Annotated in this window: 23 protein-coding genes and 5 tRNA genes; 23 read left to right on the forward strand and 5 right to left on the reverse strand. The window is 56.7% G+C overall.

All coding sequences use genetic code 11. From position 1 onward, the window contains the following. The first annotated feature begins 3 nt into the window (after positions 1-3). The 22 genes from odhB to pnuC all read left to right on the forward strand — a co-directional run bounded on the left by odhB (position 4) and on the right by pnuC (position 17,742). Positions 4-1,218, forward strand: a complete 1,215-nt coding sequence (odhB, locus tag TAN611_RS06140) for a 2-oxoglutarate dehydrogenase complex dihydrolipoyllysine-residue succinyltransferase (protein ID WP_105230157.1) — start codon at positions 4-6, stop codon at positions 1,216-1,218. 120 nt (positions 1,219-1,338) lie between these two features. Next, entirely contained in the window at positions 1,339-2,505 is a 1,167-nt protein-coding gene (gene sucC / locus TAN611_RS06145; protein WP_105230158.1) for an ADP-forming succinate--CoA ligase subunit beta, read from the forward strand. Next, positions 2,505-3,377 (forward strand): succinate--CoA ligase subunit alpha, encoded by an 873-nt coding sequence (sucD, locus tag TAN611_RS06150; protein ID WP_105230159.1) that lies wholly within the window; start codon positions 2,505-2,507, stop codon positions 3,375-3,377. The genes sucC and sucD overlap by 1 nt, the downstream gene beginning before the upstream one ends. Positions 3,378-4,049: 672 nt before the next feature. Further along, positions 4,050-5,618 (forward strand): cytochrome ubiquinol oxidase subunit I, encoded by a 1,569-nt coding sequence (gene cydA / locus TAN611_RS06155; protein WP_105230160.1) that lies wholly within the window; start codon positions 4,050-4,052, stop codon positions 5,616-5,618. 14 nt (positions 5,619-5,632) lie between these two features. Further along, positions 5,633-6,772 (forward strand): cytochrome d ubiquinol oxidase subunit II, encoded by a 1,140-nt coding sequence (gene cydB / locus TAN611_RS06160; RefSeq protein WP_111737572.1) that lies wholly within the window; start codon positions 5,633-5,635, stop codon positions 6,770-6,772. A 17-nt stretch (positions 6,773-6,789) separates the two neighbouring features. Continuing rightward, positions 6,790-6,903: a cytochrome bd-I oxidase subunit CydX gene (cydX, locus tag TAN611_RS06165; protein ID WP_105230162.1), complete on the forward strand. Its 114-nt coding sequence runs from the start codon at positions 6,790-6,792 to the stop codon at positions 6,901-6,903. Beyond that, entirely contained in the window at positions 6,903-7,196 is a 294-nt protein-coding gene (gene ybgE / locus TAN611_RS06170; protein WP_105230163.1) for a cyd operon protein YbgE, read from the forward strand. The genes cydX and ybgE overlap by 1 nt, the downstream gene beginning before the upstream one ends. Before the next feature lie 130 nt (positions 7,197-7,326). Beyond that, positions 7,327-7,731 carry a tol-pal system-associated acyl-CoA thioesterase gene (gene ybgC / locus TAN611_RS06175; RefSeq protein ID WP_041412013.1) on the forward strand — a complete coding sequence of 135 codons (405 nt, stop codon included), beginning with the start codon at positions 7,327-7,329 and terminating at the stop codon, positions 7,729-7,731. Then, positions 7,728-8,411 carry a Tol-Pal system protein TolQ gene (gene tolQ / locus TAN611_RS06180; RefSeq protein ID WP_015671365.1) on the forward strand — a complete coding sequence of 228 codons (684 nt, stop codon included), beginning with the start codon at positions 7,728-7,730 and terminating at the stop codon, positions 8,409-8,411. The genes ybgC and tolQ overlap by 4 nt, the downstream gene beginning before the upstream one ends. 12 nt (positions 8,412-8,423) lie before the next feature. Next, entirely contained in the window at positions 8,424-8,852 is a 429-nt protein-coding gene (tolR, locus tag TAN611_RS06185) for a colicin uptake protein TolR (protein WP_015671366.1), read from the forward strand. A gap of 78 nt (positions 8,853-8,930) precedes the next feature. Further along, positions 8,931-10,049: a cell envelope integrity protein TolA gene (gene tolA, locus TAN611_RS06190; protein ID WP_105230164.1), complete on the forward strand. Its 1,119-nt coding sequence runs from the start codon at positions 8,931-8,933 to the stop codon at positions 10,047-10,049. A gap of 132 nt (positions 10,050-10,181) precedes the next feature. Continuing rightward, a complete protein-coding gene (gene tolB, locus TAN611_RS06195; RefSeq protein ID WP_015671368.1) occupies positions 10,182-11,474 on the forward strand; it encodes a Tol-Pal system beta propeller repeat protein TolB in 1,293 nt (430 codons plus the stop codon). A gap of 44 nt (positions 11,475-11,518) precedes the next feature. Next, positions 11,519-12,034 carry a peptidoglycan-associated lipoprotein Pal gene (gene pal, locus TAN611_RS06200; RefSeq protein ID WP_105230165.1) on the forward strand — a complete coding sequence of 172 codons (516 nt, stop codon included), beginning with the start codon at positions 11,519-11,521 and terminating at the stop codon, positions 12,032-12,034. A 9-nt stretch (positions 12,035-12,043) separates the two neighbouring features. Continuing rightward, the gene (gene cpoB, locus TAN611_RS06205; protein ID WP_105230166.1) at positions 12,044-12,814 is read left to right on the forward strand and encodes a cell division protein CpoB; all 771 of its coding nucleotides are present in this window, start codon (positions 12,044-12,046) and stop codon (positions 12,812-12,814) included. 178 nt (positions 12,815-12,992) lie between these two features. Next, positions 12,993-13,068 (forward strand) — tRNA-Lys (locus TAN611_RS06210). A gap of 32 nt (positions 13,069-13,100) precedes the next feature. Beyond that, positions 13,101-13,176: transfer RNA gene (locus TAN611_RS06215), tRNA-Val, on the forward strand. 7 nt (positions 13,177-13,183) lie between these two features. Further along, positions 13,184-13,259 (forward strand) — tRNA-Lys (locus TAN611_RS06220). Between the two features lie 70 nt (positions 13,260-13,329). Beyond that, a tRNA-Lys gene (locus TAN611_RS06225) sits at positions 13,330-13,405 on the forward strand. A gap of 69 nt (positions 13,406-13,474) precedes the next feature. After that, positions 13,475-13,550 (forward strand) — tRNA-Lys (locus TAN611_RS06230). 975 nt (positions 13,551-14,525) lie between these two features. Next, positions 14,526-15,695 carry a cupin domain-containing protein gene (locus TAN611_RS06235; RefSeq protein WP_203067396.1) on the forward strand — a complete coding sequence of 390 codons (1,170 nt, stop codon included), beginning with the start codon at positions 14,526-14,528 and terminating at the stop codon, positions 15,693-15,695. A gap of 233 nt (positions 15,696-15,928) precedes the next feature. After that, positions 15,929-16,990 (forward strand): quinolinate synthase NadA, encoded by a 1,062-nt coding sequence (gene nadA, locus TAN611_RS06240; RefSeq protein WP_160027901.1) that lies wholly within the window; start codon positions 15,929-15,931, stop codon positions 16,988-16,990. Positions 16,991-17,016: 26 nt separating this feature from the next. Beyond that, entirely contained in the window at positions 17,017-17,742 is a 726-nt protein-coding gene (gene pnuC / locus TAN611_RS06245; RefSeq protein WP_105230168.1) for a nicotinamide riboside transporter PnuC, read from the forward strand. 40 nt (positions 17,743-17,782) lie between these two features. Here pnuC and zitB read toward each other — a convergent pair whose 3' ends face one another. The 3 genes from zitB to TAN611_RS06260 are packed head-to-tail and all read right to left on the reverse strand — an operon-like array spanning position 17,783 to position 22,534. Beyond that, positions 17,783-18,739 carry a CDF family zinc transporter ZitB gene (zitB, locus tag TAN611_RS06250; protein ID WP_105230169.1) on the reverse strand — a complete coding sequence of 319 codons (957 nt, stop codon included), beginning with the start codon at positions 18,737-18,739 and terminating at the stop codon, positions 17,783-17,785. Positions 18,740-18,764: 25 nt separating this feature from the next. After that, a complete protein-coding gene (locus tag TAN611_RS06255; protein WP_203067397.1) occupies positions 18,765-21,932 on the reverse strand; it encodes a transporter substrate-binding domain-containing protein in 3,168 nt (1,055 codons plus the stop codon). Beyond that, positions 21,929-22,534, reverse strand: a complete 606-nt coding sequence (locus TAN611_RS06260; protein ID WP_197952199.1) for a response regulator transcription factor — start codon at positions 22,532-22,534, stop codon at positions 21,929-21,931. Before TAN611_RS06260 ends, TAN611_RS06255 begins: the two co-directional genes overlap by 4 nt. Before the next feature lie 211 nt (positions 22,535-22,745). Here TAN611_RS06260 and aroG point away from each other — a divergent pair, with 211 nt between their 5' ends. Further along, the gene (aroG, locus tag TAN611_RS06265; protein WP_105230171.1) at positions 22,746-23,801 is read left to right on the forward strand and encodes a 3-deoxy-7-phosphoheptulonate synthase AroG; all 1,056 of its coding nucleotides are present in this window, start codon (positions 22,746-22,748) and stop codon (positions 23,799-23,801) included. 65 nt (positions 23,802-23,866) lie between these two features. Here the strand turns inward: aroG and gpmA are convergent, their stop codons facing one another. Together gpmA and TAN611_RS06275 are read right to left on the reverse strand one after the other, a co-directional pair. After that, entirely contained in the window at positions 23,867-24,619 is a 753-nt protein-coding gene (gene gpmA, locus TAN611_RS06270) for a 2,3-diphosphoglycerate-dependent phosphoglycerate mutase (RefSeq protein ID WP_015671378.1), read from the reverse strand. A gap of 211 nt (positions 24,620-24,830) precedes the next feature. Next, the gene (locus TAN611_RS06275; protein WP_105230172.1) at positions 24,831-25,175 is read right to left on the reverse strand and encodes a PsiF family protein; all 345 of its coding nucleotides are present in this window, start codon (positions 25,173-25,175) and stop codon (positions 24,831-24,833) included. Positions 25,176-25,355 lie beyond the last annotated feature (180 nt).

Consider the following 25,355-nt stretch of genomic DNA (forward strand, 5'->3'; position numbering starts at 1 on the left):
CTAATGAGTAGCGTAGATATTCTGGTTCCTGACCTTCCTGAATCGGTTGCTGATGCGACGGTAGCGACCTGGCATAAAAAACCGGGCGACAGCGTCGAGCGTGACGAAGTTCTGGTGGAAATCGAAACCGATAAGGTGGTGCTGGAAGTGCCGGCCAGTGAAGCGGGCGTGCTTGACGCCATCGTGGAAGAAGAAGGCGCCACAGTGCTTTCTCGCCAGATCCTGGGCCGTATCCGTCCAGGCGCCAGCGGCGACAAACCGGCAGCAGAACCGGCTAAAGCGGCGGAAGCCGCTCCGGCAGCGCAGGCTGCTCCAGCCGCTGCGGCAGAAGAAAGCAATGATGCTCTCAGCCCGGCGATTCGCCGTCTGATTGCCGAGCACGACCTGGACGCCAGCGCCATCAAAGGCAGCGGTGTCGGTGGCCGTATCACGCGTGAAGACGTGGAAGCTCACCTGGCGAACGGCGGCAAGAAAGCGGCCCCGGCCGCAGAAGCCGCGCCTCAGCCGGCGCTGAGCGCCCGTTCTGAGAAACGTGTGCCGATGACCCGCCTGCGCAAGCGCGTGGCCGAGCGTCTGCTGGAAGCGAAAAACAGCACCGCCATGTTGACGACCTTCAACGAAATCAACATGCAGCCGATTATGGATCTGCGTAAGCAGTACGGCGAAGCGTTCGAAAAACGTCACGGCGTGCGTCTGGGCTTCATGTCCTTCTACATCAAGGCAGTGGTAGAAGCGCTGAAGCGTTACCCGGAAGTGAACGCGTCTATCGACGGCGATGATGTGGTTTACCACAACTACTTCGACGTCAGCATCGCGGTATCCACGCCTCGCGGCCTGGTGACCCCGGTTCTGCGCGACGTAGACACCATGTCGATGGCTGAGATCGAGAAGAAAATCAAAGAGCTGGCGGTCAAAGGCCGTGACGGCAAATTGAAAGTGGAAGAACTGACCGGCGGTAACTTCACCATCACCAACGGCGGCGTCTTCGGTTCTCTGATGTCTACGCCGATCATCAACCCACCGCAGAGCGCCATCCTGGGCATGCACGCCATCAAGGATCGTCCGATGGCGGTCAATGGCCAGGTTGTGATTCAGCCAATGATGTATCTGGCGCTTTCTTATGACCACCGCCTGATCGACGGCAAAGAGTCCGTGGGTTACCTGGTGACGGTGAAAGAAATGCTGGAAGATCCGGCTCGTCTGCTGCTGGACGTGTAGTAAACCCTTGCCTGGGCGCGGCATGCCGCGCCCACACTCTGTGCTATGTGGCCGTTCCGTCATGCTCGCCTTTGCGTCCGTGACCCGGCTAAAACTTCAGACTTGAATGGATAGAACATCATGAATTTACACGAATATCAGGCAAAACAGTTGTTTGCTCGGTATGGTATGCCGGCACCAACCGGTTATGCCTGTACTACACCGCGTGAAGCAGAAGAAGCCGCATCCAAAATCGGCGCCGGTCCGTGGGTAGTTAAATGTCAGGTTCATGCTGGCGGCCGCGGCAAAGCCGGCGGCGTTAAAGTGGTAAACAGCAAAGAAGATATCCGTGCTTTCGCTGAAGCCTGGCTGGGCAAGCGTCTGGTGACCTACCAGACTGACGCGCTGGGCCAGCCGGTTCACCAGATCCTGGTTGAAGCCGCTACCGATATCGACAAAGAGCTGTATCTGGGCGCGGTAGTTGACCGCGGCACCCGTCGCATCGTGTTCATGGCGTCTACCGAAGGCGGCGTGGAAATCGAGAAAGTGGCGGAAGAGACCCCGGAACTGATCCACAAAACCACTATCGATCCGCTGGCGGGCCCGCAGCCTTACCAGGGTCGTGAGCTGGCGTTCAAACTGGGCCTGACCGGCAAACAGGTCAGCCAGTTCGCCAAAATCTTCATGGGTCTGGCGACCCTGTTCCTGGAGCGTGACCTGGCAATGGTTGAGATCAACCCGCTGGTGATCACCAAGCAGGGCGATCTGGTGTGCCTGGACGGCAAACTGGGCGCGGACGGCAACGCACTGTTCCGTCAGCCGGAACTGCGTGAAATGCGCGACCTGTCTCAGGAAGATGAGCGTGAATCACGTGCGGCGCAGTGGGAACTGAACTACGTGGCGCTGGATGGCAACATCGGCTGCATGGTTAACGGCGCAGGCCTGGCGATGGGCACCATGGACATCGTGAAACTGCACGGCGGCGAACCGGCCAACTTCCTGGACGTGGGCGGCGGCGCAACCAAAGAGCGCGTGACCGAAGCGTTTAAAATCATCCTGTCCGACGACAAGGTGAAAGCGGTTCTGGTGAACATTTTCGGTGGTATCGTGCGTTGCGACCTGATCGCCGACGGTATCATTGGCGCAGTGGCCGAAGTGGGCGTTAATGTCCCGGTGGTGGTGCGTCTGGAAGGTAACAATGCCGAACTGGGCGCCAAGAAACTGGCGGACAGCGGTCTGAATATCATTGCTGCGACCAGCCTGACTGATGCGGCTCAGCAAGTTGTTGCGGCAGTGGAGGGTAAATAATGTCCATTTTAATCGATAAAAACACCAAAGTAATCTGCCAGGGCTTCACCGGTAGCCAGGGGACCTTCCACTCCGAGCAGGCTATCGCTTACGGTACCAAAATGGTCGGCGGCGTAACCCCGGGCAAGGGTGGTACTCAGCATCTGGGCCTGCCGGTCTTCAACACCGTGCGTGAAGCGGTAGAAGCCACCGGTGCGACCGCGTCCGTTATCTACGTGCCGGCGCCGTTCTGTAAAGATTCTATCCTGGAAGCCATTGATGCAGGCATCAAGCTGATCATCACCATCACCGAAGGTATCCCGACGCTGGATATGCTGACGGTGAAAGTGAAGCTGGACGAAGCCGGCGTGCGCATGATCGGGCCGAACTGCCCGGGCGTGATCACCCCAGGCGAATGCAAAATCGGCATCATGCCGGGCCATATCCACCTGCCAGGCAAAGTGGGCATCGTTTCCCGCTCCGGCACCCTGACCTATGAAGCGGTAAAACAGACTACCGATGCCGGTCTGGGCCAGTCTACCTGTGTGGGTATCGGCGGCGACCCGATTCCGGGCTCCAACTTTATCGACATCCTGAAAATGTTCCAGGAAGATCCGCAGACTGAAGCGATTGTGATGATCGGCGAGATCGGCGGCAGCGCGGAAGAAGAAGCGGCCGCGTATATCAAGGATCATGTGACCAAGCCTGTTGTGGGCTACATTGCCGGCGTTACCGCGCCGAAAGGCAAGCGCATGGGCCATGCCGGTGCGATCATCGCCGGTGGTAAAGGCACCGCGGATGAGAAATTTGCCGCGCTGGAAGCTGCCGGTGTGAAGACCGTGCGTAGCCTGGCGGACATCGGCGATGCAGTAAAAGCGGTTCTGAAGCGCTAATCTGCCACCGAATTATAATATCTCGACATGTTTGGCCGCCTTTATGGCGGCCTTTTTTATTGTTAGACAGGTTAAAACCGTAGAATCTGCGATCAATGTCTCAATTTAGTCTATGATTAATTAACGAAAGCACAATGGATAACGAAACTCACTGCTACACTTTTAATGGAAATAAAAGGTTAATATAAATCGCAATATAATAGCCAAAAAATACAATAAGCCCCTTTACGGGCTACATTTGTTTAACACAAAAATATCAATAAAAAACAATTAAACCATTGCGTAACATACCCCCAAGAAAAATATGCGAAATCGTGTGATGAATCTGGAAATAAAGTTCAGATAGGCTTAAATTGTCCCAGATCAAATTAAAGGTGTGTACTCCTTTTGGTTAGCTTTTGACCTGTAACCAAAAGTCCAACCCGCGTCACGTAAAATACTATTTATTGTGTGGGTTTAGGCGAGTATCATCATACTGTCACTATGAACCGTTGATCTTGTTGTATTTGTTGCCCATCGTCGGTTTTCAACATACGGTTGAAAGCAGAGTCATGGGTTCGAACTTGTTGTTTTTTATGGCATTCACTGCGGGGCGTTATTGTTTACTGCGTCATCGGGCGTAAGAGCAATAACCGCAATTCGGAGTCTTCCTGCGAGGAGCAAGGAGTCAAGATGTTTGATATTGTCGAACTGTCGCGCTTACAGTTTGCTTTAACGGCGATGTACCACTTCCTATTTGTCCCATTAACGCTTGGCATGGCGTTTCTGTTGGCAATTATGGAAACGGTATATGTGCTGTCTGGCAAACAAATCTATAAAGATATGACCAAATTCTGGGGCAAGTTATTTGCAATAAACTTTGCCCTGGGTGTGGCCACCGGTTTGACCATGGAGTTCCAGTTCGGGACCAACTGGTCATATTTCTCTCACTACGTCGGCGATATCTTCGGGGCCCCTCTGGCCATCGAGGGTCTGATGGCGTTCTTCCTTGAATCGACGCTGGTCGGCCTGTTCTTCTTCGGCTGGGATCGGCTGGGCAAGGTGCAGCACATGGCGGTCACCTGGTTCGTCGCCCTGGGCTCCAACCTGTCCGCGCTGTGGATCCTGGTCGCCAACGGCTGGATGCAGAACCCTATCGCTTCGGACTTCAACTTCGAAACCATGCGTATGGAGATGGTCAGCTTCTCGGAGCTGGTGCTGAACCCGGTCGCGCAGGTGAAGTTTGTTCACACCGTCGCCGCCGGTTACACCACCGGCGCCATGTTCGTGCTGGGCATCAGCGCTTACTATCTGTTGAAAGGCCGCGATGTGGCGTTCGCCAAACGCTCCTTCGCCATTGCCGCCAGTTTCGGCATGGCTGCGGTATTGTCCGTTATTGTGCTGGGTGATGAATCCGGTTATGAAATGGGCGACGTGCAGAAAACCAAGCTGGCCGCTATCGAAGCGGAGTGGGAAACGCAGCCTGCGCCGGCGGCCTTTACGCTGTTCGGCATCCCCAATCAGGACAAGCAGGAAAACGCCTTCTCCATTCAGATCCCGTATGCGTTGGGCCTGATTGCAACGCGCTCCGTCGATACCCAGGTCACCGGCCTGAAAGATCTGATGGCGCAGCATGAAGTGCGTATCCGCAATGGGATGAAAGCCTATCAGCTGCTGGAAGAGCTGCGCGCCGGCAATACCGACCCTAACATCCGCGCCGAATTTGACAAGACCAAGCAGGATCTGGGCTACGGTCTGCTGCTGAAGCGCTATACCCCGAACGTCTCCGACGCGACGGAAGCGCAGATCGCGCAGGCAACCAAAGACTCCATTCCACGCGTTGCGCCGCTGTACTTCGCTTTCCGCATTATGGTGGCTTGCGGCGTGCTGATGCTGGCTATTATCGGCCTATCTTTCCTGAGCGTGGTGCGCGGCCGTATCGGCCAGAAAAAATGGCTGCTGCGTGCGGCGCTGTACGGTATTCCTCTGCCATGGATTGCGGTAGAAGCGGGCTGGTTTGTGGCGGAATACGGTCGTCAGCCGTGGGCCATCGGTGAGGTGCTGCCGACTGCAGTGGCGAACTCTTCCCTGACCGTCGGCGATCTGTTGTTCTCCATGGGGCTGATTTGCGGCTTGTACACCCTGTTCCTGGTGGCTGAAATGTACCTGATGTTCAAGTTTGCACGTCTGGGGCCAAGCAGCCTGAAAACCGGCCGCTACCACTTTGAACAACCGACTGCCTCCGTGCAGCAGGCGCGCTAAACAGGAGTCCACGTATGTTTGAGTATGAAGTACTGCGATTTATCTGGTGGGTGCTGGTTGGCGTACTGCTGATCGGTTTCGCCGTCACCGATGGCTTCGATATGGGCGTCGGCATCCTGGTGCGGCTGATCGGGAAAACCGATACCGAACGCCGCGTGATGATTAACTCTATCGCTCCGCACTGGGATGGTAACCAGGTGTGGCTGATCACTGCCGGCGGCGCGCTGTTTGCCGCCTGGCCGATGGTGTATGCCGCAGCGTTCTCCGGTTTCTACGTGGCGATGATCCTGGTGCTGGCGGCGTTGTTCTTCCGCCCGGTCGGTTTCGACTACCGCTCCAAGCTGGAAAGTACGCGCTGGCGCAACATGTGGGACTGGGGCATTTTTGTGGGTTCCTTTGTGCCTGCGCTGGTGTTCGGCGTGGCATTCGGCAACCTGCTGCAGGGCGTGCCGTTCCACATCGATGAGTATCTGCGTCTGTTCTACACCGGCAACTTCTTCCAACTGCTGAATCCGTTCGGTCTGTTGGCGGGCGTGGTCAGTCTGACAATGCTGATTGCTCAGGGCGCCACTTACCTGCAGATGCGCACCACCGGCGAAATCCATCTGCGCTCCCGCACGGCGGCACAGATCTCGGCGCTGGTGATGGCGGTATGCTTCCTGCTGGCGGGTATCTGGCTGGTGAAAGGCATCGACGGTTACGTGATTACCTCGGCGCTGAATACCGCTGCGGAGTCCAACCCGCTGCGTAAAGAAGTGGCGCATCAGGCTGGTGCATGGTTGATTAACTTCAACAACCATCCGCTGCTGTGGGCGCTGCCGGCGCTGGGCGTGATTCTGCCGCTGTTTACCATCCTGTTCTCGCGGATGGAAAAGGGCGCGCTGGCGTTTGTCGCCTCATCGCTGACCATTGCCTGTGTGATTCTGACCGCCGGCGTGACCATGTTCCCGTTTGTGATGCCTTCCAGCACTAACCCGAGCATGAGTCTGACCATGTGGGATGCAACGTCCAGCCTGCTGACGCTGAAGGTGATGACCGTAGTGGCGATTATCTTCGTGCCTATCGTTCTGGCGTACACCAGCTGGTCGTACTACAAAATGTTTGGTCGCCTCGATAAGAACTTTATCGAAAACAACAAGCATTCGCTGTACTAAGGATAAGGAGCTAAATCATGTGGTATTTTGCCTGGATTCTCGGCACGCTTCTTGCCTGCGCTTTTGGCATTATTACGGCGCTGGCGCTTGAACAGAGCGAAAAAACGAAAGCACAGCAAGACGGTGAGTAATGAGTTCGTTAACCGATAAACTGTACGCCATCGCTGACAAGGGCCCGGTTCGGGTCCTTTCCCTGGTCTTTGCACTGGCGCTGGCCGGCTGCGTGTTCTGGGATCCGACGCGCTTCGCCGCGCGCACCAGTTCACTGGAGATCTGGCAGGGGCTGCTGCTGATTTGGGCGGTTTGCGCCGGCATGGTTCACGGTGTCGGTTTCCGGCCTCAGCGCATGCGCTGGCGGGCGTTTTTCGCGCCGCTGCCGGCGCTTGTCATCCTGGCGGCAGGATTACTTTACGTTTCTTTATAAACTGCTGTCATTCCTTTGATTATGGGCCCCTGCGGCCCATAATTATTTTCGTTCCCTCCTTGCAACCCATTCCCAACCCGATCTCACTTGCGTATAGTAACAGCGTTAAATTGCCTTGCTGGGAAGTAGAGTGAGTAATACGTTATTTCGATGGCCGGTACGCGTTTACTACGAAGATACCGATGCCAGTGGCGTGGTTTATCATGCCCGCTATGTCGCTTTTTTTGAAAGAGCGCGCACCGAAATGCTGCGTCAACATGACTTTCATCAACAGCAGCTGCTCAGCGAACATGTCGCTTTTGTGGTCCGGCGTATGACGGTGGATTACCTGTTGCCGGCGCGGCTCGATGAGCAGCTGGAAGTGCAGAGTGAAATCACCCAGCTGCGCGGGGCCTCTCTTACCTTTGCCCAACGCATAGTCAATTCAGACGGCGCGCTGCTGAGTCAGGCCGATGTGTTGATTGCATGCATTGATCCACACCAAATGAAGCCACGAGCGCTTCCTAAGTCTATTGTCGCGGAGTTTAAGCAGTGACTGACATGAACATCCTTGATCTATTCTTGAAGGCGAGCCTGCTGGTTAAGCTTATCATGTTGATTCTGATATGCTTTTCAGTGGCCTCTTGGGCAATCATCATCCAGCGCACCCGCATCCTGAATGCGGCGACGCGCGACGCCGAAGCCTTCGAAGACAAATTCTGGTCGGGCATTGAGCTGTCCCGCCTGTACCAGGAAAGCCAGGCGCGCCGCGACAGCCTGGCCGGTTCGGAGCAAATTTTCTACTCCGGTTTTAAAGAGTTCGCCCGTCTGCACCGTGCCAACAACCATGCGCCGGAAGCCGTGATTGACGGCGCGTCGCGTGCGATGCGCATTTCAATGAACCGCGAACTGGAAACGCTGGAAACCCATATCCCGTTCCTCGGCACCGTCGGCTCCATCAGCCCGTATATCGGCCTGTTCGGTACCGTGTGGGGGATTATGCACGCCTTTATCGCGCTGGGCGCGGTGAAGCAGGCAACCTTGCAGATGGTTGCGCCGGGGATCGCCGAAGCGCTGATCGCCACCGCCATCGGTCTGTTTGCCGCCATCCCGGCCGTGATGGCGTACAACCGCCTTAACCAGCGCGTGAACAAGCTTGAGCAGAATTACGACAACTTTATGGAAGAGTTCACCGCCATTCTGCATCGTCAGGCCTTCTCCAGCGACAGCAAATAAGTAGGGGGTTGTATGGCGAGAGTACGTGGCCGTAACCGTCGGGAGCTGAAGTCGGAAATCAATATCGTTCCGCTGCTGGACGTGTTGCTGGTGCTGTTGCTGATCTTTATGGCGACGGCGCCGATCATCACGCAGAGCGTGGAGGTCGATCTGCCGGACGCCACCGATTCCAAAACGGTGTCCAGCGATGATAACCCGCCGGTGATCCTGGAAGTCTCGGGCGTCGGGCAATACACCATCGTGGCCGATCATGACCGCATGGAACTGTTGCCGCCGGAACAGGTGGCGGCAGAGGCTAAATCGCGGCTGGCCGCCAACCCGAAAACCGTCTTTTTGATCGGTGGGGCGAAGGACGTGCCGTACGATGAGATTATCAAAGCGCTGAATATTCTGCATCAGGCGGGCGTCGCTTCCGTTGGGTTGATGACCCAGCCAATTTGAGCATAGGGCGATGGATAATCCGGCTCCTGTCCTGCGGGGCAGGTGTCTTATCCATACGCCCGTTTTTGGGAATCTATTTTGGTAAAGGCAACTGAGCAAAACGATAAGCTGAACCGCGCCGTTATTGTTTCGGTCGTTCTGCACATTGTATTGATTGCCCTGTTGATTTGGGGATCGCTGCACGAAAACGCCGAAATGAGCGCCGGCGGCGGCGGCGATGGCGCCGTGGTCGGCGCCGTGATGGTTGATCCGGGTGCGGTGGTGGAACAGTACAACCGGCAGCAACAGCAGAGCAACGACGCCCAGCGTGCGGAGAAGCAGCGGCAGAAAAAGGCGGAGCAACAGGCCGAAGAGCTGCAGCAGAAGCAGGCTGAAGAGCAGCAGCGCCTGAAGGCGCTGGAACAGGAACGTCTGACGGCGCAGGAAAAAGCGGCGGCAGAAAAAGCCGCACAGGCCGAGCAGAAAAAGGCGGCGGAAAGCGCGGCGGCGAAGGCCAGAGAGCAGCAGAAAGTGGCGGAGCAGGCCGCCGCCAAGGCGAAGGCCGAAGCGGACAAGATAGCCAAGGCGCAGGCGGACGCGAAGCAGAAAGCCGAAGCGGAAGCCAAGAAGCAGGCTGCTGCCGATGCTGCGGCGAAGAAAAAAGCGGAAGAGGCCAAGCGAGCGGCAGAAGCGAAAGCCGCAGCGGAAGCCGAGAAGAAAGCTGCCGCCGAAGCACAGAAAAAAGCTGCGGCCGAGAAAGCCGCCGCCGCCAAGAAAGCGGCGGAAGCCAAGAAGAAAGCCGCAGCGGAAGCCGCCAAGCAGTCGTCTGAGGTTGAAGACCTGTTCGGTGGCCTGGCGGACGGCAAGAATGCGCCGAAGAGCAGCGGCAAACAGCAGGGTGAAGGCAAGGCTGCCGGTAAAGGCAACGCCAAAACCGCCGGCGCCAGCGGCGCGGATATCAGCGGTTATATGGGGCAGATTCAGGCGGCGATCCAGAGCAAGTTCTATGACGCCAGCTCCTACGTTGGCAAGACCTGCGATCTGCGTATCAAGCTGGCGCCCGATGGTCTGCTGAGAAGTGTGGAGTCGGCCGGCGGCGACCCGGCGCTGTGTCAGGCGGCGGTCGCGGCGGCACGTCAGGCACGGATTCCTAAACCGCCGAGCGACGCCGTTTACCAGCACTTTAAGAATTCGACCCTTGAATTCAAGCCGCAATAACGGTGGAGTACGTGCGTAATCTTGCAAGGATGTACTAAGGTAACCAACAGGGATCATGTAGTTTTGTTTGCGTTGGTTTGTTAAAATTCTGCTAATTTATCGCAGGCATTCCGCCTGGATAAGGGAGATGAGATGAAGCAGGCATTTCGAGTAGCGCTAGGTTTTTTGATTCTGTGGGCCTCCGTGTTGCACGCGGAAGTTCGCATTGAAATCACCCAAGGGGTCGACTCCGCGCGGCCTATTGGCGTGGTGCCGTTTAAGTGGGCAGGTCCGGGCACGCCGCCGGAAGATATTGGCAAGGTTGTTGCGGCGGATTTACGCAACAGCGGCAAATTCAATCCGATCGACACTGCGCGTATGCCGCAGCAGCCGACCACCGCGTCTGAAGTGACGCCGGCGGCCTGGACTGCGCTGGGCATTGATGCCGTGGTGGTGGGCCAGGTTCAGCCAGGGGCGGACGGCAGCTATCTGATTTCTTATCAGCTGGTGGATACCTCCGGCGCGCCAGGCACCGTATTGGCGCAGAACCAGTATAAAGTGACCAAACAGTGGCTGCGTTATTCCGCGCATACCGCCAGCGACGAAGTGTTTGAGAAGCTGACCGGCATCAAGGGCGCCTTCCGTACGCGCATCGCCTATGTGGTGCAGACCAACGGTGGGAAATTCCCGTATGAGCTGCGCGTGTCCGACTATGACGGCTACAACCAGTTCGTGGTGCACCGTTCGCCAGAGCCGCTGATGTCGCCAAGCTGGTCGCCGGACGGCAGCAAGCTGGCGTATGTCACCTTTGAAAGCGGTCGTTCCGCACTGGTGGTGCAGACGCTGTCTAACGGCGCAGTGCGTCAGATTGCTTCTTACCCACGCCACAACGGCGCGCCGGCCTTCTCGCCGGATGGCAGCAAGCTGGCGTTTGCCCTGTCGAAAAGCGGCAGCCTGAATCTGTACGTGATGGATCTGAATTCCGGGCAGATGACCCAACTGACCAACGGCCGCAGCAACAATACTGAACCGGCCTGGTTCCCGGACGGTCAGTCGCTGGCGTTTACCTCCGATCAGGGCGGTCGTCCGCAGATCTATAAAATGAGCGCCAGCGGCGGTGCCGCGCAGCGTCTGACGTGGGAAGGCGCTCAGAATCAGGATTCTGAAGTCAGTGCAGACGGTAAATTCCTGGTGATGGTGACCACCAATAACGGTGTGCAGCACATCGCCAAACAAGATCTTGGATCGGGAGCCGTTCAAGTATTGACGGACACGTTCCTGGATGAAACGCCAAGTATCGCGCCAAACGGCACTATGGTGATCTATAGCTCCACGCAAGGTATGGGCTCTGTATTGCAGCTGGTATCGACCGATGGGCGTTTCAAAGCGCGTCTTCCGGCCACTGATGGACAGGTAAAATCGCCTGCCTGGTCGCCGTATCTGTGATGCATGTGTAAATATGTATGGCAAACTATAAAAGGATCAAAGAAATGCAACTGAACAAAGTGCTGAAAGGGCTTCTGCTGGCACTGCCAGTTCTGGCTGTAGCAGCTTGTAGTTCTAACAAAAGCGCCGATAACGATCAGTCTGGTATGGGCGCGAACGGCACTACCGGTATGGAAAGCGGCAGCAGCAACCTGTCTTCCGAAGAGCAAGCGCGTCTGCAGATGCAAGAACTGCAGAAAAACAACATCGTTTACTTCGGTCTGGACAAGTATGACATCTCTTCTGAGTTCGCTCAGATGCTGGATGCGCACGCGACTTTCCTGCGTAACAACCCATCTTACAAAGTGACCGTAGAAGGTCACGCGGATGAGCGCGGTACGCCGGAATACAACATCGCCCTGGGCGAGCGTCGTGCTAACGCCGTGAAAATGTACCTGCAAGGTAAAGGCGTTTCCGCTGACCAGATCTCTATCGTTTCTTACGGTAAAGAGAAACCAGCCGTACTGGGTCACGACCAAGCGGCTTACGCTAAAAACCGTCGTGCCGTTCTGGTTTACTAAGAGAATCGCATGAACAGTAACTTCAGACGTCATCTGTTGGGTCTGTCGTTGCTGGTTGGCGTAGCGGCCCCTTGGGCCGCTACTGCCCAAGCGCCAATCAGTAATGTCGGCTCCGGCTCGGTCGAAGACCGTGTCACCACGCTTGAGCGTATTGCCAATGCTCAGAGCCAGCTCTTGAACCAACTCCAGCAGCAAGCCTCCGACAACCAGCGTGATATCGATTCGCTCCGTGGTCAAATCCAGGAGAGTCAATATCAGCTCAATCAGGTCGTAGAGCGCCAAAAGCAAATCTATGATCAGATCGACAGCCTCGAGCAGGGCGGTGGTCAGAGCGCCTCTGCGCCGGCAGCGTCTGCTGCGGCAGGCGCGGGTAGTGCTGCGGCTTCTTCTGCAGCGCCTGCCAGTAAGGGCGATGAAAACAGCGATTACAACGCCGCTGTTTCGCTGGCGCTGGAGAAAAAGCAGTACGATCAGGCGATCCCAGCCTTTCAGAGCTTCGTAAAGCAGTATCCCAAGTCGACTTACCAGCCGAACGCCAACTACTGGCTGGGGCAGTTGTTTTACAACAAGGGTAAGAAAGACGATGCGGCCTACTATTTTGCGGTGGTGGTGAAAAATTACCCGAAATCGCCAAAGGCCTCTGACGCGATGTACAAGGTCGGTATCATCATGCAGGAAAAAGGGCAGGCTGATAAAGCCAAAGCCGTGTTCCAGCAGGTGGTTAAACAGTACCCGAACAGCAGCGCAGCCAAACAGGCGCAAAAGCGTATTGCTGGCTAATTTGGCAGAAAATAAGCCCAGAAGTTGGTCGATACGACCGATTTTTGGGCTTGATCGCATGAAGAACCAGCAGTTGAACCTGATGCGTAAAAATTTAGGTTGCGCTGCTGAGATAAAACAGTAATATATGCCGCCGTTGCCCAGACATCTCGCAAGATGTTAAAGCAGCAGGGAAATTGGGTCGTTAGCTCAGTTGGTAGAGCAGTTGACTTTTAATCAATTGGTCGCAGGTTCGAATCCTGCACGACCCACCAATTTCCAGAAGTAGTGCAGTAACCACTTTAGTGGGTGATTAGCTCAGTTGGTAGAGCATCTCCTTTACACGGAGGGGGTCGGCGGTTCGAGCCCGTCATCACCCACCACTGCAGTGGGTCGTTAGCTCAGTTGGTAGAGCAGTTGACTTTTAATCAATTGGTCGCAGGTTCGAATCCTGCACGACCCACCATTCTTAACGAATGGGTGAGCAGTAAAATGGGAATCACGCTTTATAGCGTTCAGCAGTACACCACGTCAGTGGGTCGTTAGCTCAGTTGGTAGAGCAGTTGACTTTTAATCAATTGGTCGCAGGTTCGAATCCTGCACGACCCACCATTCTTAAAGAATGGGCAAGCAGTAAACCGGCATCACATCTCAGGCCGTTCAGCAGTACACCACGTCAGTGGGTCGTTAGCTCAGTTGGTAGAGCAGTTGACTTTTAATCAATTGGTCGCAGGTTCGAATCCTGCACGACCCACCATTTCTAGAAAGTATTCCCAATCTTAAATATCTCAGCAATGTCATCGCATAGTGCACGAGTCGTGTAGGTGAGACAAAAGCGTTTACGCTTTTGAACAGCGCTTGCGCTGGCCCGAAGGGCGAGTCTCGAAGAGACGAGTCACCTGCGTTCAGGTTCGACAAAATCGCCGGGAGCGATTTTGAACAGCGCTTGCGCTGGCCCGTAGGGTGAGTCTCATGGATGAGACGAGTAATAAGCGAAGCGAGACGACAACGCGTAGCGTTGCCCGTAGGGCGAGGCCGGAGGCCGAGTCAATCCTGCACGACCCACTATTTCTAGAAAGTATTCCCAATCTTAAATATCTCAGCAATGTCATCGCATAGTGCACGAGTCGTGTAGGTGAGACAAAAGCGTTTACGCTTTTGAACAGCGCTTGCGCTGGCCCGAAGGGCGAGTCTCGAAGAGACGAGTCACCTGCGTTCAGGTTCGACAAAATCGCCGGGAGTGATTTTGAACAGCGCTTGCGCTGGCCCGTAGGGTGAGTCTCATGGATGAGACGAGTAATAAGCGAAGCGAGACGACAACGCGCAGTGTTGCCCGCAGGCCATCAATTCAACACACCCCACTATTTCTAAAATTTATGTCGTGCATCTCTTTCTTATTACCTGTCGCTTCATTCACGTAATTTCCCATATGGCAATAAAAACAACCTAGCTAACAAATATAATTTAATCTCGTTGATGGTTTATTTATATTTCCGCTTCAGATAAGTAATTTCCATTTGGTGATTATTTAAAAGCGCATAAAATAATAAAAATCGCACTCACTTATTAACAAAAAGAAACAAAGCAAAAGGCGGGAAGTGCTTCATTCATTACTACGCTTTAATGGTCGCCGAAAATTCTATTGCGTGACACGCCTTATTTTACTTCCGATCTTATTGCTGCAGCGCCTGGTATTCTGCAGGCGTTCGCCATTGCTTTGGAGAAAGATGATATGTTATCGCGTCGTGATATCTTGAAAGCCTCCGCCGTTAGCGCGGCCGCCGCCGGTATGATCGGCGGCATGGTGAAGTCCGCCGTTGCCGATGATCACCGCAATATTGTGCCGCCCAGCAGCTACCAGCCGCCCGCCGATGCGCGGGGCGTGTATAAATACAAATTCACCGACAGTAAAAAGCGCAGCCTACCCAGCGGCTGGGCGCGGGAAGCTACCGTTGAACAGTTCCCGATTTCTGAAGGCGTAGCCGGGGTTGATATGACGCTGGAGCCTGGCGGCGTACGCGAGCTGCACTGGCACGCTATCGCCGCTGAATGGGCCTTTATGCTGGAGGGACGGGCGCGCATTACCATTATCGATCCAGAAGGAAAATGTGAGGTGGCGGATTTTGGCCCCGGTGATGTGTGGTATTTTCCGAAGGGCTACGGCCATTCCATTCAGGCGCTGGCTGAGGGCGCGCATTTTATTCTGGCTTTCGATAATGGTCACTTCTCCGAATTCGGCACGTTCAGTATTACCGACTGGGTGGCGCATATGCCGAAAGAAATATTAGAAAAAATCGTTAATATGCCGGCATCAATATTCTCCAAGGCCAAACAGGGCGAGGCTTATATTGTCGGCGGTGCGGTACCGCCGGCGTTGCCGTTAGCTAAAAATGACGGAGGCCTGAATAATTCGCCGTTAACACACCGTTATCAATTAATGAAACAGAAACCGTTCTTTGAAAATGACGCCGGCAGCGTGCATTTGGTGTCGTCAAAAGAATTTCCTATTTCCACCACCATGACCGGCATTATCGAGATCGTCAAACCCGGTGCAGTACGCGAACTGCATTGGCACCCGAACGCCAATGAATGGCAGTATTATATTTCCGGCAAGGGGCGTATGACGGTATTCAGTTCGCACGGTCATGTCCAAACCGAGGAGTACGCGCCTTCCGACGTCGGCTATGTGCCGCAAGGGTTCGGTCATTACATTGAAAATCTCGGCGACGACGATCTGAAGGTGCTGATAGTGCTGGATAACGGCATCTATCAGGACATCTCTCTGTCCGACTGGCTGGCGAAAACTCCGGCTTACCTGCTGGCGGACAACTTCAATAATCAGGTTGAGGACTGGCAGGCACGGCCGAAGGACAAGTTGGTGATGTCGCGCCGCAGAAAGTAACGGCAGCAAGAAAAGCGGCAAGCGCCGGTGACAGGCTGGCGTTTTCCGTTCCCCCACTCATATTCATTGACCCTCAAAGTTTCAACGGTTAAACAAAAATCGTCTATAGACGAAAATTAGAGCGACTTTTGTCTTTTGTTTGGGTATTTTGTTTAGTATATAAAACATTGGGGCAGGGCAACCGCAGGCGGCGGTTGCGACAGGTTCTCCAGACTAGCACAGAGATGACAGTGATGAGTGAAATGTTTGACGCCAATGCGGCAATCTACCCGTTCCCAGCCAAACCGATACCGCTCGACCAGGCGGAAAAGGCCTTCTACCGTGAGAAAATCAAAACGCTGTTGAAGCAGCGCGATGCGGTGATGGTGGCCCACTATTACACCGACCCGGAAATTCAGGCGCTGGCGGAAGAAACCGGCGGCTGCGTTGCCGATTCTCTGGAGATGGCGCGTTTCGGCAGCAACCACCCGGCCTCAACTTTACTGGTGGCGGGGGTGCGCTTTATGGGGGAAACGGCGAAAATTCTCAGCCCGGAAAAGCGGGTGCTGATGCCGACGCTGCATGCTGAATGTTCACTCGACCTCGGCTGCCCTGAGGCGGAGTTCAACGCCTTTTGCGATAGTCATCCGGATCGCACCGTGGTGGTCTACGCTAATACATCAGCGGCGGTAAAAGCGCGTGCCGACTGGGTTGTCACCTCCAGCATTGCCGTTGAGCTGATTGAACATCTCGACAGCCTCGGGGAGAAAATTATCTGGGCGCCGGATCGCCATTTGGGCAACTATGTGCAAAAACAGACCGGGGCCGATGTCCTGTGCTGGCAGGGCGCCTGCATCGTCCATGATGAGTTTAAAACCCAGGCGCTGATGCGCATGAAGGCGCTCTATCCCGAGGCGGCGATTCTGGTGCATCCGGAATCGCCGCAGGCGGTGGTTGATTTGGCCGACGCGGTCGGCTCTACCAGCCAGCTGATTCAGGCGGCGCAGAATTTACCGCAGCGGCAGCTGATCGTCGCCACCGACCGCGGCATCTTTTATAAGATGCAGCAGGCATGCCCGGACAAAGAGCTGTTTGAGGCGCCGACCGCCGGTGAAGGGGCGACCTGCCGCAGCTGCGCGCACTGTCCGTGGATGGCGATGAATGGCCTGAAGGCGATTGCCGACGGGTTGGAGCAGGGCGGTGCGCAGCATGAAATTTTTGTCGATGGCGCGCTGCGGCAAAAAGCGCTGCTGCCGCTGAACCGCATGCTGGATTTTGCCGCAACGCTGAAGATGCAGGTAAAAGGAAACGCCTAAGTTAACCCGATGAAAAGGAAGGCCCGATGAATTTTTTTAGTACCAGCAACATCATGGTGCATATCCCGCTGGGGGCGGGTGGCTATGACCTGTCCTGGATTGAGGCGATAGGCACGCTGTTCGGTCTGTTGTGCATCTGGTACGCCAGCCAGGAAAAAATCATCAACTATCTGTTTGGTCTGATCAACGTGACGCTGTTTGCGGTGATCTTCTTCCAGATTCAGCTGTACGCCAGCCTGCTGCTGCAGCTGTTTTTCTTTGGCGCCAATATCTATGGCTGGTATGCCTGGAGCCGGCAGACGGCGGAGCATCAGGCCGAGCTGCAAATTCGCTGGATGCCGCTGCCGAAGGCGCTGGGCTGGGGAGCGGCGTGTGTGGCGGGCATCCTGCTGATGACCTTTAACATTGACCGCGTTTTCGCCTGGCTGACGCAGGCGGCGGTGACGGTGATGCAGGCGCTGGGGCTGCCGGTTGAGCCGCCGACGCTGCAGCCGGACGCTTTCCCGTTCTGGGATTCGACGATGATGGTGTTGTCGATCGTGGCGATGATTCTGATGACGCGCAAATACGTGGAAAACTGGCTGCTTTGGGTGGTGATTGACGTGATCAGCGTGGCGATTTTTGCCTACCAGGGCGTGTACGCCATGGCGCTGGAGTATGTCATCCTGACTCTGATCGCACTGAACGGTTCCTGGCTGTGGATCCGTAGCGCGGCCGACCGAGGGTCACGGCCGCTCTCCTCCCACTCTTGATCTTATCGCTCCCGCGCCGGCCGGTGCGGGAGCGCCCTCGTCAGTGGTGATGGCCCAGGTGCGAGTGTGAATGTGTGTGCTCACTCGCTTCCGGCGCCCGGTTGATGCCGCAGTCCGGCGTATCGCAGTGTTGGTATTCCATTTGGATGGTCACATGACCAATCTGATAATGCTTAAGCAGATAAGCTTCAATGCGGCGCAGCAGGCCATCGTGGTCGTGCGGCGGAATCACCTGAGCATGCAGCGTCATTAGTTTTTGTTCGCCGATTTGCCAGACGTGAACATGATGAATATTACGCACCTCGGCGATATTCAGGCACAAATCCTTCTGCAGTTTGACGATATCGACCTCCTGCGGCGTACCTTCAAGCAGCTCGTGGAAGCTCTCCTTCAGCAGGCGCCAGGCGCTGCGCACCACCAGACAGGACACCAGCACCGATAAAATGGGGTCAATCGGCGTCCAGCCGGTGGTGAGGATCACAATGGCCGCGGCGATGGCGCCGACCGAGCCGAGCAGATCCCCCAGTACATGCAGCGCCGCAGCGCGCACGTTGATATTTTTCTCTTCATTGCCGCGGTGCAGCAGCCAGAAAGCGAACAGATTCGCCAGCAGGCCGGCGACGGCGATAATCAGCATCGGCGTGCCCATAACCGGCTGCGGTTCGAAGAAACGCCGGATGGCCTCCCACAGAATAAAGATAACGATCGCCAGCAGCGCCGCCGCGTTAAGAAACGCCGCCAGCGTGGTCAGCCGCAGGTAGCCGAAGGTGTGGCGGGCGTTGGGTTTACGCTGTGAAAAGTGCACCGCCATCAGCGCCACCAGCAGTGCGGCGGCGTCGGTCAGCATGTGTCCCGCATCGGCCAGCAGCGCCAGCGAGCCGGAAAGCAGGCCGCCGATGGCCTCGGCCACCATAAACCCGGCGGTGACTAAAAAAGCGGTTAGCAGGCGTTTACTATTGCTGTTTTTCGGCAGATGAACGTGTGGGGTTTCTGACATCTTATGTCCTTATTTAACGTGATACTCAATCATTCATCGTCGGCGCGGCGGCGTCCAGCTGCGTTAACAGCTGCGCCACGGCGGCGTCGATCTCAGTATAGGCCTCTGCGGCGAATTCTCCGCGCCTGGCGGCGTCGATCGCCTGCTGGCAGCGCTGCGCCGGTATGCCGAGCTGCAGCATCAGCAGGCTGCCCTTAATACGGTGCGCCGCCTGGCCCAGCTCCTGCCAATCCTGCCGTTGCGCCGCCACCTGCAGTCGTTGGCGATCGGCCAGCAGGGTAGTGCGCAGCGTGGATGCCAGCCGCTGTTGCATGGCTACATTATCGCCGCCGAGCACCGTTAGCTGGTTTTTTAGGTCAGTAAGGGCTAACTGGGGCTGGGTAAACCGGCTGTTTTCGGCTAAAACCTGTTCAATCGCCGCCAGGGAAATCGGCTTGGTGAGAAAATGGTCAATATGCACCTGCCCGGCGGGAATGCGGGTAAACTCCTGCACGTCGGCGGAACACAGCACGATGTGGCAGGCAGGCAACCCACGACGCCGTTCATCGCGGCGGATCAGGCGCGCCAGCGTCAGGCCGTCCGGGCGTGGCATATTGTAGTCGATAAACAACAGTTCGAAGGGCCGTTGGCGGTGGGCCTGCAACAGCGGGTAACCGTGTTCAAACAGCGCCGGCTGCAGAGCGAAATGGCGCAGCTGACGTTCCATCAGCAACAGATTGGTCGGATGGTCGTCAATCAGCGCGACCCGCAGCGCCGGTGAAAAACGTCGCGCCGGCGCGGCGTCCTGCGGCGGCGGTGTGATGGCCTGCGCCGTGGCGGCCGGCAGCGTCACATCAACCTGTGTACCCACGCCTGGCTGCGAGCGCAGGACAATCGCGCCGCCCATCTGCTCGACAATCTCTTTACAGATCGACAGTCCCAGCCCGGTGCCCTGCACAGAAATACGCTGTGCGCCGCGTGCCCGGTAAAAGGGTTGGAACAGCTTGTCCAGCTCATCGGCGGCGATGCCGCAGCCGCTGTCGGCGACGCTCAGGTGCAGCGTGCCGTCTTGCCAGGCCAGACCAACCTCAACGTAGCCGCGCGTGGTGAACTTAATGGCGTTATTTATCAGGTTGTTGGCGATCTGAAGTAAACGCTCACCATCGATAGTGACGGCGTCGGGCAAGCTCTCATCAAGACGGACGCGGAAGGTCAGCGCCTTGTTGCCGAGCAGCGGCCGGTACAGCGCCTGCAGATGTTCTCCCCACGGGCGCAGCGCCAGCGGCTTGGGCGCCAGGGTGAGCGAGCCGCTTTCCAGCTTGGCGTAGTCCTGCAGATCGTTCAGCAGATTCAGCAGCGAGGCGGCGGAGCTGTAAATCACCGGCAGCCCTGCCGGCGTCGGCGTTTTTTTCAGCTCCAGTTCCAGCAGGCCGAGGATGGCGTGCATCGGCGTGCGCAGTTCATGGCTGACCGTCGCCAGAAATTTACTCTTCCTGCGGTTTTCCGCTTCGGCCTGACGGCGCGCCTGTTCTAGCCGGTGGTGCTCGCGCTGCTCACGGCGCTGCTGCCGGTAGCGGCGCACGATCCACAGCAACAGCAGCAGAATAATCACCGCCAGCAGCGTCAGCAGCCAGGTGGTCTGCGGCGGCATGCGGTTATCGTTCACCGCGTCGATCAGGCTGCTGCGGTCGACAATCCAAGTCTCACGCAGCGACCGCAGCGTCTCCGCCGGGATCTGCATCAGGTTCTTATCCAGAATGCCGAGCAGCAGGGGCCGATCGGGACGTACGCCGAAGGCGATAGGATAGGCGATATTATTGGCGGGAAAGGCCAGCCGGATGGCGCCGGAATAGCGCGACAGAGCCAGGAAGTTGGCGGAAATGACATTGTCCACCAGCGCGTCCACCCGGCCGTTCGCCAGCGCGTCATACAGGCTTTTGGCGTCGCTGAACGCGATTGCCTGATTGCCGGCAGGGATCAGACTGCGCCCGAGGTCGCCCTGCACAAAGCCGATGCGCTTGCCCTGCAGCGCGGCCCAGCCGGCGATATTTTCGGCGTAGCGACCGACGTAGACGCCCCATAACGCGCGATGGACCGGCATACTGGCGCTGTAATGGGCTTTGGCGTCGGCGGTGAGCGGCAGCGCGGCGCGCATCAGCGCCTGGCCGCTGCTGACCAACGCGTCGGCCTGCTCGGCGTTGCGTGCCCAGACCGGGGTAAACTGCAGGCCGCTGTTTTGACCGATGGTATTAAGAATATCGACCAGATAGCCGCGCGGCTGGTTATCGGCGTCGCGATAGACAAAGGGGAAGTTATTCTCAACGGCAGCATAGGGCACGCTGCGCTGCGCGGCGACCCAGTTTTTCTCCATCGGCGTCAGATCGGCGTTGCCGGTATCCAGATAGCTGGGGATTTTTTTACTCCAGCGGCTCTGCAGGCTGTTCATCAACTCCATCGGCGTATCGGCGATGGCGTTATTCAATGAATCAATGAGCTTGGCGTCGTTCGCGGCGAAGACAAATGACAGGCTGCCCAGGTTGATGGCGCTTTCCACCTGGTAAAGCTGCCCTAATTGCAGCTGATCGATAATAAAACTGGCGCTGGCGTCATCGGCAATAAAGTAATCATCGCTGCCGTTAAGCAGGGCGTAGACCGCCTGAAAATTATTGTCATAGCGCTGTACCTGAGAGGTGACGCCCTGCAGCGCCGTGCCGGCCTGCATATCGGTCAGGGCACCGATGGCGACGCGCGCGGTTGCCGAGTTGAGCATCACCGGCCGGTTATTGTTGCGATCGCGCAGTACCCGCAGGTTGCTGGCGTAATAGGGGTGCGACAGCTGCAGCGGGCCGGATACGGCCTGCCGGGGTATGCCGTACAGCAGGTCGATCTCCCCGCGCTGCAGCGCCTGCTGTAGCCGGGCGAGGTTGGCGAAGCCGAGAACCTCGAAGCGGATGCCGGTCACCTGCTGAATGTAGTCGAGGTAGTCGGCGTTCAGCCCATACAGATCATCATCCACGATGATGTTATAAGGGCTGGTGTTTTCGCTGATAATGCCTACGCGCAGCATCTTACCGCGCCAGGGGTTTTTCTCCCGCGCCAGCAGCATGTCATTCGGCAGCGACAGATTGCTGACCAGATGATAGCGGGGCGGCTGCGCGGCCAGCGCCGAGGCGCACAGCGCCAACAGGCTGAACAGCAGAATCAGGCGTTTCACGGCGCCAGCTCTTTAAACACTGCCGCCAGCTCCAGCAGATTTGCCGCACCGGTTTTGCGCAGAATATTTTTCTTGTGGGTGCTGACGGTTTTATTGCTGATATTCAGCATCTCGGCAATCTGCAGGTTTGATAGTCCCTTGCTCAGCAGGGCGAGCACCTGCAATTCTTTGGCGGTTAACGACGGGCCGGGACCGTTCTCTTCCTGCTCGTCGCCGAGCGACGGCGGGAAAACGCGTTCCCCCTGCATCACCTGTTCAATACAGCGCACCAGCTGTTCCAGCGATGCGCCCTTATGGACAAAACCGCTGGCGCCGGACTGGTAGGCCAGACGCGCATACAGCGCTTCCTCCTGCGCGGTATAGATGATGATACGCTGTTGCGGGTAGTGGCGGCGGATCTTCTTCAACAGCTGCAGGCCGTCAACCTGCGGCAGGCCGATATCCAGAATCAGCACGTCGCAGCGCTGCCGGCTGAGCCAGGCGAGCGCTTGGCTATCGTCCGGCTGCGCCGTCAGGACGTAGGGATGGCCGGATTTTATCAGCGCCGCTTCCAGTGCGACATGAACCAACGGGTGATCGTCAACCAGTAACAGGGAAAGCATCGTCATGTTCGTCTATTGTCCAGCAGGGGCCTGAGAGTAGCATAGCGAAAAAGGAGGTCCTGCGCCGCCGTTATCTGACAGCACAATCTGCTGCCAAATCGGTGGTTAAAAGTCAGCAGGGCAAAGTGATTTACAGCGCCTGCCGCACAGGCTAGATTGGTTGGATCCGCGCATTGCGATATACCCCTTCTTGATACCGAATGGAAAAGTTATGAATTACCAAAACGACGATTTACGCATCAAAGATATTAAGGAACTTTTACCCCCTGTCGCGTTGCTGGAGAAGTTTCCGGCCACGGAACAGGCGGCAGAGACGGTGTCGCTGGCGCGCAATGCGATTCACAACATTCTTAAAGGCAGCGACGACCGCCTGCTGGTGGTGATCGGCCCTTGCTCTATTCACGACACGCGCGCCGCCAAAGAGTACGCGCAGCGTCTGCTGCAGCTGCGCCAGGAGCTGAACGGCGAACTGGAAGTGGTGATGCGGGTTTATTTTGAGAAACCGCGCACCACCGTGGGCTGGAAAGGGCTGATCAACGATCCGCTGATGGACAACAGCTTCCAGATCAACGAAGGCCTGCGTCTGGCACGTAAGCTGCTGCTGGATATTAACGACAGCGGCCTGCCGGCGGCGGGCGAGTATCTGGACATGATTACGCCGCAGTATCTGGCGGATCTGATGAGCTGGGGCGCGATCGGCGCGCGCACCACCGAATCGCAGGTGCACCGTGAACTGGCTTCCGGTCTCTCCTGCCCGGTGGGCTTCAAAAACGGCACCGACGGCACCATTAAGGTGGCGATCGACGCCATTAACGCCGCCGGCGCCGCGCACTGCTTCCTGTCGGTCACCAAGTGGGGTCATTCGGCGATCGTCAACACCGGCGGCAACGGCGACTGCCATATTATTCTGCGCGGCGGCAAAGAGCCGAACTACAGCGCGGAACACGTTAAAGCGGTGAAAGAGGGGCTGAGCAAGGCCGGTCTGCCGGCCAATGTGATGATCGACTTCAGCCATGCCAACAGCAGCAAGCAGTTCAAGAAGCAGCTGGACGTCAGCGCCGACGTCTGCCAACAGATTAGCGGCGGTGAAAAGGCGATTATCGGCGTGATGATCGAGAGTCATCTGGTGGAAGGTAACCAGAGCCTGGAAAGCGGTGAACCGCTGGTGTACGGCAAGAGCGTCACCGATGGCTGCATCGGCTGGGAAGATACCGAAACCGTGCTGCGCGATCTGGCGGCGGCGGTGAAGGCGCGCCGCGCCCGCTAAGCCCGCAGGCTGGATAAAAAAAGCCCCCGGCGCAAACCGGGGGCTTTTTTACGTCAGGGCGGCAATTACTTCGCTTTGCCCTGGTTGGCTACCGCAGCGGCTTTAGCGGCGATTTCGTCCGCGTTGCCCAGGTAGTAGTGTTTGATTGGCTTCATGTTCTCGTCGAACTCATACACCAACGGCACGCCGGTCGGGATGTTCAGTTCGAGGATCTCATCTTCGCTCATGTTATCCAGATATTTCACCAGCGCGCGCAGGGAGTTGCCGTGGGCGGCGATGATCACGCGCTCACCGCTCTTGACGCGCGGCAGGATCTCTTCGTTCCAGTAAGGGATAACGCGGTCGATGGTCAGCGCCAGGCTTTCGGTCAGCGGCAGCTCTTGCTCGCTCAGGGACGCGTAACGCGGGTCGTGGCCAGGGTAGCGCTCGTCATCTTTGGTCAGCTCCGGCGGGGTAACGGCGAAGCCGCGACGCCACTGTTTTACCTGCTCGTCGCCGTATTTCTCTGCGGTTTCCGCTTTGTTCAGGCCCTGCAGCGCACCGTAGTGACGTTCGTTCAGTTTCCAGGATTTCTCGGTCGGCAGCCAGGCCTGATCCAGCTCATCCAGGATGTTCCACAGGGTGTGGATCGCGCGCTTCAGTACGGAGGTGTAAGCGAAGTCGAAATTGAAACCTTCATCTTTCAACAGTTTGCCTGCTGCTTTCGCTTCGGTGCGGCCTTTATCGGACAGGTCAACATCGTACCAACCGGTGAAGCGGTTTTCGTTGTTCCACTGGCTTTCGCCGTGACGCACCAGAACCAGCTTAGTTACAGCCATAGCTTAACTCCTTAATAATCTGACATTTCAATGATAACGAAAATCATTATATTGCCGCGGCCGGTGGCTCGGCAATCGATAGTGCTTAACCATAGCCAATTTATTGCCGTTAAGTAAGATCTGAAAGGATGAAAAAGCTGAATCGTTCAAGCGTGGGGAGAGTGCGGCGCGCGCGGGGGAAAATGCGGCGCGCCGTGGGAAAAGCCGGCAATCAGGCGGCTTTTTTCAGACAGCTGCTCATAAAGGTTTTACGCGCGTCGCCCTTCAGGCTTTGCTTGGCGGCGTCGGCATTACAGCCTTTCATTTTTTGCTGTTGCGGCGTCAGCGCTTTACCGGCGGCCTGATGGCCTTCGGCTTTCAGGCAGGTGCTCATGAAGGTGGTACGATCGGCGCCCTTCAGAGATTTGGAAGAAGCCTGTTGATTACAGTCGGTCATACGTTTTTGTTGGGCGGCCTGCGCCGGAGACGGAGCTTTTTTTGCCGGGGCTTCTGCAGCCATCAGGTTGGCGCTCAGCAGCAAACCTGCCAGTAACGGAAGTGCAGTAATCAGTCGCATAGGTGTTCCTTCAGCTATTAACCGGCCGGAATGGCCGAAAATTGTGACGCAGCACAGGATGTTGTGCTTATCACGGTAGGCTGATTTTAGTGCGCGTACGGGTATAAAGGAAGGAACGGGGCGGCAGGAAAAGGGTAAGCATTTATAACAACACGCCCCGCGCTGCGGCGCGGGGCGTCG

The sequence above is a fragment of the Serratia sp. Tan611 genome, from assembly GCF_905188235.1.
In the GTDB taxonomy this organism is placed as follows: Bacteria; Pseudomonadota; Gammaproteobacteria; order Enterobacterales; family Enterobacteriaceae; genus Serratia_B; species Serratia_B rhizosphaerae.

Excerpts from the sequence above, each read along its gene's own strand:
- nadA (WP_160027901.1), top strand. The coding sequence starts at position 15,929 with ATGAGTGAAATGTTTGACGCCAATGCGGCAATCTACCCGTTCCCAGCC.
- tolB (WP_015671368.1), top strand. The coding sequence starts at position 10,182 with ATGAAGCAGGCATTTCGAGTAGCGCTAGGTTTTTTGATTCTGTGGGCC.
- tolR (WP_015671366.1), top strand. The coding sequence starts at position 8,424 with ATGGCGAGAGTACGTGGCCGTAACCGTCGGGAGCTGAAGTCGGAAATC.
- odhB (WP_105230157.1), top strand. The coding sequence starts at position 4 with ATGAGTAGCGTAGATATTCTGGTTCCTGACCTTCCTGAATCGGTTGCT.
- cydA (WP_105230160.1), top strand. The coding sequence starts at position 4,050 with ATGTTTGATATTGTCGAACTGTCGCGCTTACAGTTTGCTTTAACGGCG.
- sucD (WP_105230159.1), top strand. The coding sequence starts at position 2,505 with ATGTCCATTTTAATCGATAAAAACACCAAAGTAATCTGCCAGGGCTTC.
- cydX (WP_105230162.1), top strand. The coding sequence starts at position 6,790 with ATGTGGTATTTTGCCTGGATTCTCGGCACGCTTCTTGCCTGCGCTTTT.
- gpmA (WP_015671378.1), bottom strand. The coding sequence starts at position 24,619 with ATGGCTGTAACTAAGCTGGTTCTGGTGCGTCACGGCGAAAGCCAGTGG.
- pal (WP_105230165.1), top strand. The coding sequence starts at position 11,519 with ATGCAACTGAACAAAGTGCTGAAAGGGCTTCTGCTGGCACTGCCAGTT.
- cydB (WP_111737572.1), top strand. The coding sequence starts at position 5,633 with ATGTTTGAGTATGAAGTACTGCGATTTATCTGGTGGGTGCTGGTTGGC.
- ybgE (WP_105230163.1), top strand. The coding sequence starts at position 6,903 with ATGAGTTCGTTAACCGATAAACTGTACGCCATCGCTGACAAGGGCCCG.
- cpoB (WP_105230166.1), top strand. The coding sequence starts at position 12,044 with ATGAACAGTAACTTCAGACGTCATCTGTTGGGTCTGTCGTTGCTGGTT.
- sucC (WP_105230158.1), top strand. The coding sequence starts at position 1,339 with ATGAATTTACACGAATATCAGGCAAAACAGTTGTTTGCTCGGTATGGT.
- aroG (WP_105230171.1), top strand. The coding sequence starts at position 22,746 with ATGAATTACCAAAACGACGATTTACGCATCAAAGATATTAAGGAACTT.
- TAN611_RS06235 (WP_203067396.1), top strand. The coding sequence starts at position 14,526 with ATGTTATCGCGTCGTGATATCTTGAAAGCCTCCGCCGTTAGCGCGGCC.
- pnuC (WP_105230168.1), top strand. The coding sequence starts at position 17,017 with ATGAATTTTTTTAGTACCAGCAACATCATGGTGCATATCCCGCTGGGG.
- zitB (WP_105230169.1), bottom strand. The coding sequence starts at position 18,739 with ATGTCAGAAACCCCACACGTTCATCTGCCGAAAAACAGCAATAGTAAA.
- TAN611_RS06275 (WP_105230172.1), bottom strand. The coding sequence starts at position 25,175 with ATGCGACTGATTACTGCACTTCCGTTACTGGCAGGTTTGCTGCTGAGC.
- TAN611_RS06260 (WP_197952199.1), bottom strand. The coding sequence starts at position 22,534 with ATGCTTTCCCTGTTACTGGTTGACGATCACCCGTTGGTTCATGTCGCA.